General features: G+C 41.3%; 11 protein-coding genes and 1 pseudogene. 3 read left to right on the forward strand and 9 right to left on the reverse strand.

Annotated features, from left to right (window positions below; genetic code table 11):
• Positions 1-158: 158 nt before the first annotated feature.
• The 8 genes and pseudogenes from msrB to HT708_RS07405 all read right to left on the reverse strand — a co-directional run bounded on the left by msrB (position 159) and on the right by HT708_RS07405 (position 7638).
• Positions 159-1271, reverse strand: coding sequence for a peptide-methionine (R)-S-oxide reductase MsrB (gene msrB / locus HT708_RS07370; protein WP_172926208.1), 1113 nt, complete (start codon positions 1269-1271; stop codon positions 159-161).
• 10 nt (positions 1272-1281) lie between these two features.
• Entirely contained in the window at positions 1282-1848 is a 567-nt protein-coding gene (locus HT708_RS07375) for a redoxin family protein (protein ID WP_172926209.1), read from the reverse strand.
• A gap of 19 nt (positions 1849-1867) precedes the next feature.
• Complete coding sequence (ccdA2, locus tag HT708_RS07380) at positions 1868-2578, reverse strand: thiol-disulfide oxidoreductase-associated membrane protein CcdA2 (protein ID WP_172926210.1); 711 nt, start codon at positions 2576-2578, stop codon at positions 1868-1870.
• Between the two features lie 210 nt (positions 2579-2788).
• A complete protein-coding gene (locus tag HT708_RS07385; protein ID WP_050207719.1) occupies positions 2789-3649 on the reverse strand; it encodes a YihY/virulence factor BrkB family protein in 861 nt (286 codons plus the stop codon).
• Positions 3650-3827: 178 nt separating this feature from the next.
• Complete coding sequence (locus HT708_RS07390) at positions 3828-5882, reverse strand: sodium:proton antiporter (RefSeq protein WP_172926211.1); 2055 nt, start codon at positions 5880-5882, stop codon at positions 3828-3830.
• Positions 5883-5893: 11 nt separating this feature from the next.
• Positions 5894-6148, reverse strand: a complete 255-nt coding sequence (locus HT708_RS07395) for a hypothetical protein (RefSeq protein WP_049521301.1) — start codon at positions 6146-6148, stop codon at positions 5894-5896.
• On the reverse strand, positions 6141-6698 hold the full coding sequence (locus HT708_RS07400) for a class I SAM-dependent methyltransferase (RefSeq protein ID WP_171035980.1): 558 nt from the start codon (positions 6696-6698) through the stop codon (positions 6141-6143). Before HT708_RS07400 ends, HT708_RS07395 begins: the two co-directional genes overlap by 8 nt.
• Positions 6682-7638: pseudogene (locus tag HT708_RS07405) on the reverse strand (TIGR01212 family radical SAM protein). The gene HT708_RS07400 and the pseudogene HT708_RS07405 overlap by 17 nt, the downstream one beginning before the upstream one ends.
• Before the next feature lie 91 nt (positions 7639-7729).
• Here HT708_RS07405 and HT708_RS07410 point away from each other — a divergent pair.
• The 3 genes from HT708_RS07410 to HT708_RS11880 all read left to right on the forward strand — a co-directional run bounded on the left by HT708_RS07410 (position 7730) and on the right by HT708_RS11880 (position 9156).
• Positions 7730-8089 (forward strand): DUF3397 domain-containing protein, encoded by a 360-nt coding sequence (locus tag HT708_RS07410; protein ID WP_000525408.1) that lies wholly within the window; start codon positions 7730-7732, stop codon positions 8087-8089.
• Between the two features lie 210 nt (positions 8090-8299).
• Entirely contained in the window at positions 8300-8545 is a 246-nt protein-coding gene (locus HT708_RS11875) for a transposase (protein WP_031222748.1), read from the forward strand.
• Positions 8546-8925: 380 nt separating this feature from the next.
• Positions 8926-9156 (forward strand): transposase, encoded by a 231-nt coding sequence (locus tag HT708_RS11880; protein ID WP_226372863.1) that lies wholly within the window; start codon positions 8926-8928, stop codon positions 9154-9156.
• 247 nt (positions 9157-9403) lie between these two features.
• Here the strand turns inward: HT708_RS11880 and bgaA are convergent, their stop codons facing one another.
• Positions 9404-16105: an LPXTG-anchored adhesin/beta-galactosidase BgaA gene (gene bgaA / locus HT708_RS07420; protein ID WP_172926212.1), complete on the reverse strand. Its 6702-nt coding sequence runs from the start codon at positions 16103-16105 to the stop codon at positions 9404-9406.
• Positions 16106-16197 lie beyond the last annotated feature (92 nt).

The following is a 16197-nucleotide window of genomic DNA, read 5'->3' on the forward strand; positions in this document are numbered from 1 at the left end:
GCCACAGGTTGCTCAAAGTACAGCTTTGAGGTTGTAGATAAAACTGACGAAGTCAGCTCAAAGTATAGCTTTGAGGTTGTAGATAAAACTGACGAAGTCAGTAACCCTACATACGGTAAGGCGACGCTGACGTGGTTTGAAGAGATTTTCGAAGAGTATTAATCAACATAATCTAGTAAATAAGCGTAGCCTTTTTCTTCCATTTGGTCTTTGGGAATAAAGCGGATAGAGAGGCTATTGATACAGTAACGTAAGCCTCCCTTGTCCTGTGGACCATCCGTAAAGACATGGCCAAGGTGAGAATCTCCTACTCGGCTCCGCACTTCCATACGCGTCATATTGTAGGACTTATCTTCCTTGTATGTGGCGACATCTGGACTGATTGGTTGGGTGAAACTAGGCCATCCGCAACCAGACTCAAACTTGTCCTTTGATGAAAAGAGAGGTTCGCCAGTTACCACATCCACATAGATACCAGACTCAAATTTATCCCAGTAGCGGTTTGAGAAAGCCCGTTCTGTTTGATTTTTTTGGGTGACTGCATACTCCTCAGGTGACAGGGTCTTTTTCAATTCTTCATCACTTGGTTTGGAATATTTGCTAGCATCGATGACAGGGTAGGCAGCCTGATTGACATTGATATGGCAGTAGCCATTTGGATTTTTCTTGAGGTATTCTTGGTGGTAATCCTCAGCCACTACGAAATTCTGCAGACTCTCCTTTTCAACTGCTAGAGGCTGATCGTACTTCTTAGCCACCTCATCAAAGACTTGGTTAATCACCTCCAAATCCTTGTCATCTGTGTAATAAACACCAGTACGGTACTGGGTTCCCACATCATTTCCTTGTTTATTTTTGCTGGTTGGATTGATAATGCGGAAATAGTGAAGCAGGATTTCCTTGAGAGAAATTTGCTTGGCATCATAGGTGACATGGACGGTTTCTGCATGACCTGTTTGGTTAATCAATTCGTACTTGGTTGTTTCTCCTCTACCATTTGCATAGCCTGAAACGGAATCTGTTACCCCAGGAACTCGAGAAAAATACTCCTCAACTCCCCAGAAACAACCACCAGCTAGATAAATTTCGTGCAAATCTGCATCTTTACTAACTTCTGTTTTTTTCACTGTTTTTCCTCCTTGGCTGACTGCCGCTTTCTCAATTTGCGAGGCATCTGTCTGCCCTGCATTTCGCATCAATAGAAAATAGAAACCGGTTATGGCTAGGAAAAATACTCCTATCAACAAGATGATTTTTAGCTTATCATTCATAGGACACCTCCTAGGCTAATTCCTTCAAAGTTTGCAAAATCGCATCTTTTTCCATAAAACCTGGTTGCGTTTTGACCAATTTTCCTTCACCATCTATAAAGGCTTGAGTTGGGTAAGAGCGAACGCCATAAGTTTCCAAAAGTTTGCCTGATGGGTCAACTAGGACTGGGAAATTTTTATAATCCAATCCCTTATACCAATTCTTAAAGTCCGCTTCAGATTGCTCCCCCTTATGTCCTGGTGACACTACTGTCAAGACCACATAATCGTCACCAGCATCTTTAGCGATTTCATCCGTATCTGGAAGACTAGCCAGACAGATGGAACACCAAGAAGCCCAGAATTTGAGATAGACTTTCTTGCCCTTGTAATCAGACAAGCGGTAGGTCTTGCCATCTACTCCCATCAATTCAAAATCAGCCACCTCTTTCCCTTTAGCTGCGCTTGTTTTACTAGCTGTCTGCTCCGTCTTCATTTCATCTTTCGTTTGGTGTTCACTAGTCATGGACTTGCCTGAACAAGCCGTCAAACAAAGGAGCGAACCTGCTCCAAGAACACATGTTTGCCATTTTTTCATATTGATATTCCTTTCCATTTTATTCAAATAATTGACTTAAAATTGAAGCATTTCCAAACAGAACCAAGAGTCCCATCACAATAATGAGAAAACCACCCACTTTTTTGAGGATTCCGAGATAGGGATGAAGTTTTCGGAAATGTTTCAAAACATAACTAGAGGTCAGAGCTAGAAGCAAGAATGGTAGCGCCAAGCCCAGTGTATACACCAACATGAGACCAGCTCCCTGCCAAGCTCCTGAACCACCTGAAGCCGCCAGAGCCAAAACAGACCCAAGAACCGGACCCACACATGGCGTCCAAGCAAAACTAAAGGTCAAGCCCAATAAAAATGCCTGACTATAGCCCTTACCATTTTGCTCCTGTCCTTGCAGTTGTAACCTCTTTTCCTTATAAAGCCCCTTAAAGTGTAGAATCTCCATCTGGTGCAAGCCTAAGAGAATGATAACCGCACCCGTCACATATTGAAACCAAGAAGCATAAAGCAAGTCGCCTAAAAAACCAGCTCCATAGCCCAACAAAATAAATATAAAGGAAATTCCTGCTATAAAGGCCAGAGTTCGTAATAAACTAGTAACTGAGATGGAAAATTTGCCACTAGAAGCCTGAGCACTATCCTTATCATCTAGTAACACCCCTGCATAGACTGGTAACAAGGGTAAGATACAAGGAGAAAAGAAGGATAGAATCCCTGCCAAAAAGACACTTAGAAAAAAGAAAATATGACCCATAAAGTTCCTCCTATCATTTTATTGATAGATTTATTATACTCCTTCCATTTTCGAAAAAACAGGGACAATGATAGGGGAAAATAGGAATTTAATCAGATGATTTAGAAATCTTGGACAAAAACTATACAAAAAACTGTCAAAGCACAAAAGCGCATAGTATCAAGGTTCTATAAAGTCTTGATACTATGCGCTTTTATAATGGATAAATAGTTAGTCTTTTTTAAAGACCGGATCTTTCAAACTCTGCATACTGGCATTGATAACCGCGCCTAGGATAACAATTTTAGCAATCAAGATAAACCAAAACATCATAACAACAAGAAGAACGGAACCTAAAATTCGGACATCCACTAAATGATGGACATAGTAATTGAGATAACTAGAGAACAGAGTTAGTAAACCTAAAATCACTAAGAGAACAAAGGCACTTCCTGGTAGGGTATAGCTAATTTTCCTGTTAGATAGATTGGGAAGAAAATAATAAAGCATAACCAAGATAGCAAAGAGGAGGGCGTAAGTCAGAGGACCTGCCAACCCTTGTAAAGCCTGATAGATAATGCCATCTTTTGTCCAATAATGAGCAAGTAAAGCCAAAAGCATCTGCCCAAACAAGCTCAAAAACAAGGCAAACGCAAAGAGGAACTGCAAGCCAAAACTGACTAGGAGGCTCACCATCTGATGGGAAATAAGTCCACGACTCTTTTCGACGCCATAAGCCTTGTTAAAAGCTTTTTGCAAGAAATTCATAGATTTTGAAAAACTCCATAGCGCCGACAAGACAGAAAAACTCAATAAACCTGTTGAAGGTTGCGTCAAGACTTCTCTGGCTATTTTTTCCACACCTTCATAGAGGCTTGGGGGCAGGACGTCTTTCATAAAGCCCAGAAGTTCTCCCACAGGAATCTGAAAATAGGGGAGGATATTGACCACCACCAAAAGCAGGGGAAAAATCGAAATCAACCAATAGTAGGCTACTGCGACACTGGTCAACTCACTATCTGATGCTTGATAATAATGCAAAAAAGCTTTTAATAGAGGCTTGTCTATCAGCTCTTTCCACCACTTTTTCATGTCACACTCCTTCACTTATAATCTTATACTCAATGAAAATCAAATAGCAAACTCGGAAGCTAGCCGCAGGCTGCTCAAAGCCCTGCTTTGAGGTTGTAGATGAAACTGACGAAGTCAGTCACATATATAATCCAAGGCGACGCTGACGTGGTTTGAAGAGATTTTCGAAGAGTATTAACTAATTTCTTCTTACCAATTCCACCATATCATACGGCAGGGTATTGGCAGCTTCCTTCAAGGAATAGTTCTCTAAGTTATTGACATTTTGTCGTAACTTCTTGGCATACTTGGTCGTAATCAATCGTTTTTCTTCGTATTCGAAAATCAACTTGCGCTCCAGATAATAGCCCCTCAGCATTTCATCGATATTGTTAGGCTTAACGCGATTGATAACCCGTTCGACAAAGGCACCACTGCTGATAATAGCTGTTTCTCGAAGACGAGACTCCTGCATAAAACTAATCAAAGAGCGTCTATAGACTCCCTTCAGGTTTTCCAAACTTTCAATAATCATCTCTGTATTGGCAAGATAGAGCTCTGCTATTTGGTCGTAATCAAGAGCACGGAGACGGCTTTGCTCCTTGTCCTTCCAGCTACGGAAGGTCTTTCCGAGAGTAAAAACTTCATGAAGGAGAAAACGTAAAATCCGCAAAGAAACAAGGAAATAATAGGTCAATCGTGACGCAAATTTACGATTGATGCCTCGTTCTATATTTTTCAGATAACGTTGGTAAACTCGGTAAGCACGATTGCTAATGTTCCCCTCTTCATAGGCCTGCTCCAAACCATCACTTTCAATACTAAGAATCAAGAGTTTCAAAGCAGCCCAATCTTCTTGATCATCCTGGTTTTCTTGGCTTAAAATGAGATTTTCAATACGTCCATGGTAATTGTCAATAGCCGCATAGAGGGGAAGTTTATTTCTGGTATCTTCCAACTCTTTTTCCAACTCTAGCGTTACTTCATTCAAAATGGCGATATGCATGAGATAGTCCTTGCTTTCTTCCTGTTCGTCAGAAAGCTGAGGCAAGACCACGAGGCCTGTTAAAAAGCTTACAAGTGTCACACCTGCGACGAGGAAAAGCAAGAGAGGATACTCCTGCTCTAGATTACTTGGTATCAGAAGGATTGTAGCAATCGACACCGTTCCCTTAACACCTGAGAAGGTCAAGAGAAGCATGTCCTTCATATACTTATTTAGCTTTTTCTTGAGACGTCTAGTCCTATAGGCATAATAGCCATAAATCATGACAAAACGAATAGCAAAGAGGACAAAGGTAAGGGTGACAAGAGATGCCAGCAAGAGCAAGGGATTATAGATTGGATTGGTCAAGATAGGCTCTGCTATCATTTCCAACTCCATTCCTAAAATCACAAAGACAGAACCGTTGAGCATAAAATTCACTGTATGCCAAACTGTCTCGGTCACCGTATCCACTTGGGCTTCGAGGAGCGTAATTTTCTTAAAACGGCTTGCCTTTAAAATCCCAGCAACCACAACGGCAATAATCCCTGAAACATGGACTTCTTCTGCCAGGAAGAAGGTCACCAGAGGCAAACTCAATTCTAATAAAAGTTCGCTGGCAATATCCGTTGCTCTCACACTCAGCAAGAAGGTATGCAGGAAACGGTTGGTCATGGCTGTTAAAAAGCCAATTAAAAAACCGCCTAGGATTGAAAAGATGAGCGAACTACTCGCTTGCCCAAGGGAAAAGGCTCCAGTTGTCCAAGCTGTCAAGGCCACCTGAAAGGCCACCAAACCAGAGGCATCATTCAAGAGTCCTTCACCTTTAAGAATATTGGACACGCGCTTAGGAAAGCTAAAACGCTCCGAAAGAGAGGCAAAGGCAACCAAATCCGTAGGCCCAAGTGCCGCTCCAACAGCCAAGCAAGCTACCAAGGGAAGGCTAAGCCAAAGAAGATGGGCCAAGCCACCCAAACTCAGGGTCGAGATAAAAATCACTGGAAATATGAGATAAACAATGATTCGCCAGTGTTTTAAAATAGCTGTAATGTCCGCTTCTTCGGACTCTCGGAAAAGCAAGGGCCCAATAACCAGTGCCAAAAACAACTCCGTATTGAGATGAAAGTCGGTATTGGGTAAAAAGAGACCAATCACAATTCCCAAAAGAATTTGTACCAAAGGGAGAGGTAAAAAGGGCAGGAGCTTATTGGTTGTACTTGAGACAATCAAGACCAGTAAAAATAGTATAAGGTAAATCAGTAATTCCACACACGTCCTCCTTACTCTTTTTTACAACAGGATTCAAATATCTCCTTCTGCTCTTTGATTTTTTGGTCAATCTTGGAACAGTCTTTGTGCTCAATTTTTCTCTGACACCGTTCCATCTCAAGAGCAACTAATTTTTTCTTGATTTTAAGCATTTTTTTGCTCATATGCGCTTGATCTAGCACGCCCACCGCTCGTTCGTGGTGGGTTGATTCAACAAAATTCTGGCGCATGGCATCCAGCTTTTCACGTAGGTATTGTTTATCCATGTCTATATCTCTCTAATTTTTCAATCATCACTAAAAATGGCGGGTTGTTGACTTGGTTTAAAGTTCGGTAAATGGCAGCTGTGTACTCTTGCTGGTTCAACTGGCTAACAAAATCCAAGACAGCATCCCTCTCGAGGTCGCCTCCCTCATGACCATAGTAGATCATGATAGCAATCCGTCCCCCTTTGACAAGCAAATGACACAGCTTTTCTAATGCTTCAATAGTCGTCTGAGGTTGGGTAATGACTGATTTATCAGCTGACGGCAGATAGCCCAGATTAAAAATCCCTGCCTTGGCTTCTGTCACAAACTGGTCCAGTTTCTCATGGCCTTGTAAAATCAACTGGGCATTTGTCAGGCCTGCCTGATGCAAACGCTCTTGGGTCTTTTCCAAGGCTTGTTCCTGAATATCAAAAGCATAGACTTGCTTAGCTAGCTTGGCTAGAAAAAGCGTGTCATGACCATTTCCCATAGTCGCATCCACTACGACATCCTCTTTTGTCACGACCTCAGCCAAAAAATCATGTGCCATCTCAAGTGGTCTTTTCATTTTCAAACTCCTGTTTTACAGCCTTGCATCCTTGAACACTTCCACGACGTCGCATCTCCATCTCAATGCTGTTGAGAGCTTCCCATTTATTGAGGCTCCACATAAGCCCAATCAGCATATCCCTAGGTGCATCTCCTGTGATTCGATGGATGACGATATGTTTGGGAATGATTTCCAGTTGGTCACAGATGACCCTGACATATTCGTCCTGACTCATCAATTGTAAACGTCCCTCATGGTAATCTCCTTGCATACGAGTATTTGTCATAAGATGGAGCAAATGCAGTTTAATCCCTTGAATATCGTTATTCGTGACACAACGGCGGACATTTTCAACCATCATCTCATGGGTTTCACCAGGCAAACCATTAATCAAATGGGAAACAATCTCAATCTTGGGATACTTTCTCAAACGCTTGACCGTTTCCACCTACAATTCATAAGAATACGCACGGTTAATCAGGTCAGAAGTTGCTTCATAAGTAGTCTACAAGCCCAATTCAACCGTCACATGCATGCACTCCGATAACTCAGCTAAATATTCGATGGTTTCGTCTGGTAAACAGTCTGGGCGCATTCCAATATTGATTCCTACCACACCTGGCTCATTGATAGCCTGTTCATAACGCTCTCGAATAACTTCCACCTTTTCATGGGTGTTGGTAAAATTTTGAAAATAAACCAGATACTTCTGAACATCCGGCCACTTACGATGCATAAAGTCAATTTCCTTATAAAATTGCTCACGGATAGGCGCATCTGGGGCTACAATAGTATCTCCAGAACCTGAAACCGTACAAAAAGTACAGCCTCCATGAGCCACAGTTCCATCACGATTGGGACAGTCAAATCCCGCATCAATAGGGACTTTAAAAGTCTTTTCTCCAAAGAGTTTTCGATAATAATCATTCAAGGTATTATAAGATTTTATAACTTTCATTATAACAAAAATCACCCACAATCTCAAAAGCCTGACTTTCCTATAAATTCCTCTGTTTCTCGTTTCCATTAGCTTTTTTTTATGATACAATATGGGTATGATTTTAATGAAATTAGCATCTATTTTATTATTGATACTGACCTTAGTCGTCTGCATTATCCTAACCAAACTTTTTAGATTAAAAAAACTAGGACGAAACTTTGCGGATTTGGCTTTTCCGGTCTTGGTATTTGAATATTACCTGATTACAGCTAAAACCTTTACCCATAATTTCCTCCCTAGACTGGGGCTAGCCCTCTCAATCCTAGCCATTATTCTCGTCTTTTTCTTCCTTTTGAAAAAACGCAGCTTTTACTATCCTAAATTCATCAAATTCTTCTGGCGTGCAGGATTCTTATTAACCCTTATCATGTATATAGAAATGATTGTTGAATTGTTCTTAATGAAATAGTCGAATCCCTAAGCATTTTCTAGGGATTTTTGCTTTCTCTACAAAATAGTATAGACAATAACACTATACAATTTTATACAAAGAAAAGAGTCTGGGACAATAGTCTCTTATCTCCAAAAAAAGCAACGGATTTGCTGTTGCTTTTTTGCATGGTTGCGATAGTCTTGGTAAAATAGAATTGCCCAATAAACCGTTTAGAAAGGCTATCCCATGCATATTCACTATAACACAAATCAAACAACTTTACCACTAGAAATCAGTTCCTTCTTACCACAAGACCATCTCGTCTTTACTATTGAAAAAGTGGTGAATACCTTGGAGGAACATCACTTCTACGCCTTCTATCATGCCTTTGATCGCCCGTCTTATCACCCTAAAATGCTTGTATCTACTCTTCTATTTGCCTATTCACAAGGGATTTTCTCTGGGCGAAAAATTGAAAAATGGAAGAGTTAGTGACCTTAGATTGTTTGTTTATTGACGGAACTAAGATTGAAGCCAATGCCAACAAGTATAGTTTTGTGTGGAAGAAAACGACAGAGAAATTCTCCGCCAAACTTCAAGAACAGATACAGGTCTATTTTCAAGAAGAAATCACTCCCCTTTTGATTAAATATGCCATGTTTGATAAGGAACAGAAAAGAGGCTATAAACAGTCAGCTAGAAACTTAGCGAATTGGCACTATGATAACAAGGAGGATAGCTACACACATCCTGATGGCTGGTGCTATCGTTTTCACCATATCAAACATCAGAAAACACAGACAGACTTTCAACAGGAAATCAAGGTTTACTACGCCGACGAACCTGAATCAGCCCCTCAAAAGGGACTGTATATGAATGAAGGCTATCAAAACTTGAAAGTTAAAGAATGTCAGGCGCTTTTATCTCCCCAAGGTAGACAGATTTTCGCTCAACGCAAGATTGATGTGGAACCTGTCTTTGGGCAGATAAAGGCTTGTTTGGGTTACAAGAGATGTAATCTGAGAGGGATGCGTCAAGTGAGAATTGACATGGGATTGGTACTTATGGCCAATAACCTCCTAAAACATAGTGAAATGAAATAAGAACAGGACAAATCGATAAGGACAGTCAAATTGATTTCTAACAATGTTTTAGAAGTAGAAGTGTACTATTCTAGTTTCAATCTACTATACAATAAGAGAACGACTCAAAATTAAAAAGCTAGAGTTCCGCAATTGGAAATATCTAGCTTTTTTGTGGTTGAGAACTATTTTGTCTCAGGCTCTTTATCTTCTATTTAGGACAAGAGTTTTTCTTTGGTCTTTAATGATAAAGAAGGTATCAAAATTTCTAGTCTTCTTTTTTACCTTTAGTAACTACTAATCCTGCACTCAAACCTAGAAGAGCTAAACCTGCTGCTACTGCTGCTTGGCTTGCCGCACTACCTGTATTTGGTAACTGGGCTTTATTAGTTTGACTAGCTTCACTTGAATCAATTGGTTTTGTATCTGCTTTTTCTGACACTTGTGGTTTTTTAGCTTCTTGAGCTACTGGTTTGGTTCCAACCAAGATGATGCGGTCTGTCGGAGCTTCTACCACTTCACGGAGTTTTTCTTCCTTACTTCCATCAGGATTAATCGCTGTAAAGATACGTTCTTTACCAGTTTTTCCTTCTTGTTCTACACGAGTTTCACCTAGATACAGTGTTGAATCTTTTTTCTCAACTGTCTTGTAGGCCAAATCTTTTTCAACAAATTCGAGTTTTGGAAAATCTTCTTGTACAGCAGCAACTGTCTTCTCAGAAACTGGTTTTTCCTTAGTCAACTGGATACGGTATTCCTTGACTTGTTTTCCACTTTCTGAAACGAGGCGAACAAGTACTGGAAGACTATCTTCTCCACTATCTACCACAGTCGAAGCTACTTGATTGTTTTCTTCAACTGAGACTTTTGGCCGTTGACCTTTATAGGTGATTTGGTAGTCTTGACGATCTTCAGCGAAATCAGCAAGTTCTTTTCCATCTACAAGAATCTTCGATTGAGTGCTTTCTTGAGGCAATTCGCTTGGTGCAAGGAAGGTCAGCTCAATCATCGCAACACCGCTCTTATCTGCTTTACGCTCCATACGCCATCTCATAGCTTTGGCTTTGATAGCTTTAAATGTTACGTTGATTTCATCACCAGCTGCAATGTCTTTATCCGCACGATAAGGCACAGCTTCCCAATTTTCTGGATTGTTAAATGGATGTCCAGATTCGTAGGCTTGGTAGTTTGAATAGTAGATAGGCACTTCAAAGTCTGGGCCGACATAACGTTCCAAAACAAGTTTAGATGGTGCATCTGTACCACTATCTACAAAGAACTGAACTTTTCCTTGTGCAACAGTCCGTTCTACAATCTTACCATTTTCACGGAAGATTACGCCTGCTGATACTTCTGGATTGGTAGACGGTCTTGCAGACCAGTTTGTCCAACGACGATTTTCTGAATGATCTCCGTCATTGAGATAATCCACACGGTCATGGGAGTTTCTATCAATATCGTTAGTGGCTGAAGCAAAGGCCTGGTTACTGTTTTCATCATACTCTGGGTTATCTGAAAGAGCTTCGCCTAGCTTGTCTGTCACTCGTACAGTGAACTCAGCAACAAGATCACTACCAAGAACATGGCCTCGAACGGTAAATTGACCTGCTTTTGTCAGATTTTCTGCTGGAACTTCTTCCCATTCAACTGACAAGTCTTTTGTTTCGTAGCCGTCTTTACCTGTGAAGTAAACTGGAACCTTAGTCGGCAATTCAAGTGCTTGACCTACTTGTACCAAGCGAGCTTGTTTAACCGCAGCAACTGGTTTATGAGAAAGTAAGTTCTTATCCTTAGTGAAGTGCAGACGGTATTCTCCTAAGATGTCGCCATTTTCAGCTTTCACGATGACACGAACTGGCTCACCTTCACGAACGCTTGGAACGACGGTAGCGAGACCATTGTTGCTAACACTTGCTGTGACTGCCGGAACTTTTCCATCTACAGACTCAAGGTAGTAGTCTGTCAAATCAGGGTTGAAGTTTGCTAAGTCTTTGCCGTCAACTTGGATTCTTGTTTGTCCTTGTTTGGCTGCCGCAACTTGTTTCGCAAAGATTTGTACCTCTGTGATAGACGTTCCACGCTTGTTATCTGCTTTAACCATGCGAATACGAATAGCATAGGTTTCAACTTTATCAAAGCTAAAGTGGTTCATTTCTCCAGCCTTGAGTTGAGCAGGGGCTTTTAGATTAGTAACTGGTTTCCAGTTGGCAGAATCATTAAAGACATGGTCCTCATTACCAACAAAACTAGGGTTTTTAGGAGCTGTTGGGACAGTCTTACCAACATAATACTCAATCACATAAGACTTCGGTGCACCAACTCCATGGTCTTCGTGGAATCCGACACTTAGATTATCAACGGAGCGTTTGCTCAAGATACCTGAATCTCCAAACAGAACACCGACTGAAGCTTCTGGATTACTACGATTCCAGTTTGTCCAACGATTGGCTGGTTGGTTATTGTAGGAAATGAGCTTGTCATTAACATTTGAAACTGGGTCGCTTGGATTTGAATCTGAAGCAAAGGCAAGTGGCAATTCTGAACCGGTCCATTGGTCAGAAATGTTTGCACCTTGCTCAGTTTGAGCAGATACGCGAACATGAAGTTTAGTTGTTAATCGCGTACCTTCTAAGCGACCATTAACTGTAAAGACACCTTCCTTAGCGTATTGCTCTGGACGAATCGCATCCCATGCAACCTTAGCTGATGAAACGTGACCATTTGAATCATATGTCCGAACGCTTTCTGGTAATTGTGGTGCTTCTGCGATTGGAGTTGTCACACTGACTTCTTCAACTGAAACGATACCTTCTACAGAGACTCTTGCACGCGCTTCAAGGTCAATTCCTTCAACTTTACCTAGTACTTCAAAGGTTTGATAGGAGTCTAGTTTTTCTTTCGGAATAGCTTGCCAAGTGACTTTGTGAGCTTTAGGGAAACCTTTGTCATACTCAACCGTTACTGTTGACGGAAGAGTAGGTTCTTGGTGTAAATCTGTCACTACATTTACTGGACGGATAGATTGCGCAATCTTCTTCTCAGTATTGGCCTGGATAGTGAGATCAACTTGGCCTTTAGCTCCCTCATATTCCGCTTTGAGAGTGACTGCTCCTGGCTTATGTAACTCAAGCATTCCTTTACGAATTGCGACTTCCCCTTCACCACTTGTAGAAAAGGTTACTTTATCAGCTGGTAATACAGCTTGCGTTCCATCTTGATAGTGAGCTCGAACCGACAATTTGACAGTTTGGTCTTCTTTGAGACTGTCAGCTTTTTCCACTTGCAAGCTCAAGTGAGCAATTTTTGGTGCTTCTTCAAGGAATTGAATTGCATAGGTTTGAAGAGGGCCACCATCTTTAGGCTGAATAAAGATGCTCGCACGCATGCCGTTTGCTGCGCTTGCTTGAAGAACTGTCACATCAGCATTTTCAGCACTTGCTGTGACTTCTGGCAGTTGGGCACCATAAGATAGAGTACGATATTGCATTGGTTGTCGACTAGTAAGACCTGTTACTGCCTCACCTCCAACAGTAACAGTTGGCACTACAGGTGCTGCAGCATTTCCTTCTTCTACCACAAGGGTTGCATGAATTGGTTGACCTTCTAAATAACCGGTCGCTTGAATACGAGAACCTGGAATTGCTAACTTAGCTTTATCTTCTTCGGCAATCTCCCACTTGTCCACTTCATACTCTTGTACACTTCCATCAGTCAAAACATAGGAAACAGATTTGTCTACAGAATTCAAGTTAGTATTTGGAGCAATACGTTTAACTGTTGGTAATTCTTTCGCAATTGCTAGAACCTCGACATGAGCCTCTACCTCACGTCCATTTGCTGTACCTTTAACAGTCACAACTCCTGCTTGACTAACATCGACTTGAGACCAAGTTACTGGAAGTTTTTCACGACTACCGTCGCTGTATACAAAACCTACTGTTTTCGGCATTTTTGGTTCTTTACCAATTAATGTACGAACTCTTGCTACTTCTGTCCCCAAAACAGTCTTCTCTTGTCCTTCTTTCTTACCAGTAAAGACGGTAACTTGGTCCGATTTCAAGAGATCTGAGTGGGCAGTCAGAGTGAATTTACCTGCTTGTTCAGTTGATTTAACGATGGCAACCCCTTTACCGTTAAAGGCTCTACGGATCCATGAACCATCTGCTTGCGCCTTATAGCGTTCTCGGCTGGCTTGTTCCCCATTATCGACACCGACTAGTTGACCTTGTCCATGCAATTGGAAACGAACCAAATTATTGGCAGTTGGTACAACATTTCCTTCACTGTCTACGATTTCGTAGTAGATGTAAGTCAAGTCTTTTCCATCTGCGGCGATGGCGTGTTCTTCCTTGACGAGGCGAACTCCTGCTGGTTGCCCTGCAGTGGTAATCTTGTCACGTGCAATTTCTTTTCCAGCTTCATCGCGAGCTACAGCTTCCAAGGTACCTGGTTGGTAAGTAACCTTCCACTCAAGATAGAGTTCCTTAGCATTCGCACCTTCTTGGTAGGTACGACCATCGCTGGTTTGTTTTTTGTTGAAGGTCTTAAGACCAAGAGATTTTCCATTCAAGAACAATTCTACACTAGAAGCATTCGAATAAGCACGAACTGGAATCTTACCTTCTGAGTCAGCTACTTTGGATGCTAATTCTTTGTTTTCCCAGTTCCAGTGAGGAAGAAGGTGTACCATCGGTTTCTTCTTAACAGAAACCCATTGGCTTTGGTAGAGATAGAAGTCATGTTTTGGAATGCCGGCTGTATCTACGATACCAAAGTAAGAGCTCTTAACAGGAGTTTGATTTTGGTTGTGCCATGGTGTAGGTTCACCAATATAGTCCGTACCTGTCCAGATAAACTGTCCAGCATAGCCAGCGTTGTCACGGTCAAAAGTCCATGAAGCGGTTGCTGTTTTCCCCCAACCCACACGATCATTCCCATAGTCAGACTGTTCATAATGACGCTCAGGTCCATTGCTATGTTTCAATTCACGTTCAGGGCGATAGTAACTTCCACGTGTACGGGTAGCTGAAGATGTTTCTGATCCATAAATCAACCATTTTGGATGCTTAGCTCTAAGGGCTTTGTAATTATCTTCAGAATAGTTAAATCCAACAGCATCGAGTTCATCAGCAATTTTCTCATGCCCTCCGCTACCATTACCGAAACGGAATTTATCTGCTCCCATGGTAACATAGCGAGTCTTATCAACATCCTTGATAACCTTGACCAAACGTTTAACAGTTGCTAAAGAGTGGGCATCACCATTAGCTTCACCTATTTCATTACCAATTGACCACATGAAGATAGCAGGGTTGTTTTTGCCTCTTTCGACCATGGTACGTAGGTCAAAATCAGACCATTTTTCACCTTTTCGAGCTTCTGGGTGAGTGGCATCTTTTTCAAAGAAACGTCCATAGTCATAAGGTTTCTTGCCACCATACCAAGTATCAAAGGCCTCTTCCTGAACGAGTAAACCTAGTTCTGCTGCGATTTGCAAGGTTTGCTCACTAGCAGGGTTGTGGGTTGTACGGATGGAGTTAACTCCCATCTCCTTCATTTGTTTGAGACGACGGTATTCTGCTTTATAGTTTTCTTCTGCTCCAAGCGCCCCATGGTCGTGGTGCAAGGATACTCCATGGAATTTAATACGTTCACCATTCAAAGAGAAACCTTCATTTGGAGTCCAGTGATAGTAACGGTAACCAAACAAATCCTTCTTAGCATCAACCAATTGACCGTCACGGTAGACACGCGTAATCAATTCGTACAAGGCAGGTTTGTCATTTAAAACGGTCCAGAGTTTTGGTCTTTCAACTTCTAAAATCGCATCTAGGCTTGTTGATTCATGTGCTTTTAAGGTACGACTCTCTGTACGTACTAGACCTGTCACAGCCTGACCACCACGTTCAACGATTTGATATTCTGCTACAAGTTCATGGTCTTTGTCGTCCGTATTGACGATTTTGCTGGTCACATGAGTTTCAACCTTGCCATGTTGTTGTTCTTCAAGTTTTGGTGTTAAAATAGTTGTCCCATTTTTCTCAACATGCACCTTATCTGTCACTTGTAAAGTCACATCACGATAGATACCACTTCCTGAATACCAACGGCTACTTGGCTGTTTGTTGACTGCATGGACAGCAATCACATTCTCACGACCATCTTTGTTCAAATAGTTAGTGATATCATATGAAAATTGGTTATAACCATTTGGATAATGCCCCACTAACTGACCATTGACATAAACTTGAGAATCCATGTAGACGCCATCAAAAGTAAGGCGAACATTTTTCTTGAGGTCTTTTTCATCTAGTTTGAAAGTCTTGCGATACCAAGCTTCCCCACCGTTAAGCTGTCCACCTTCATTTTGTGCAGGAGATTCATGATCGAAATCGTTAAAAATACTCCAGTCATACGGTAAATCCAATTTTTTCCACGTAGATACATCTGCATCCGGTTTAATGACTTCCTTAGAATTTGCATTGAGTTTAAAGTGCCAATTTTGATTAAAATCCACTTTCCTGTCTTCAATCATTTGATTCACTTCTTCATTTGTTACAGCTTTAGCATCTTCCCTAAGCGGTTTTTCTTGACTTGAAGCTTGTGATTCTATCCTTGGAGCTTTTTCTTCCGGTTTAGCAGACACTTTTTCCTCTTTTGGAGTTACGGCTTCATCTTCTTTCTTCTCAGATGCAATAGCCTCAGTTGAACTAGATTCACTTTGTTCTGTCCTTTCAACTACATTTTTAGTTTCCAAAGCTTTATCAGCCTTTTCTTCTACTATCGTTTTTTCCTCTTTAGGTTTCTCAGCAGTATGAGTAATAAGTGTTTCATCCGCATAAACTACAGATTCTCCAGCTATATTTCCTCCTAATAGAACTGCACAAGTCCCAATCATTACTGAGCAAGCTCCCACAGCAAACTTACGAATGCTATAAACTCTTTTCCGATTCCAATGGCCTTTCCCCATAAAACCCTCCTTATATTATATTTAGTGCAGTTAGCTACTGCCAAAGCCCAAGTGGTACACATTGTATGACAACCTAGTTTCAACAATTTACA

It is taken from the genome of Streptococcus sp. 3613 (assembly GCF_013277375.1).
Classification (GTDB): domain Bacteria; phylum Bacillota; class Bacilli; order Lactobacillales; family Streptococcaceae; genus Streptococcus; species Streptococcus pseudopneumoniae.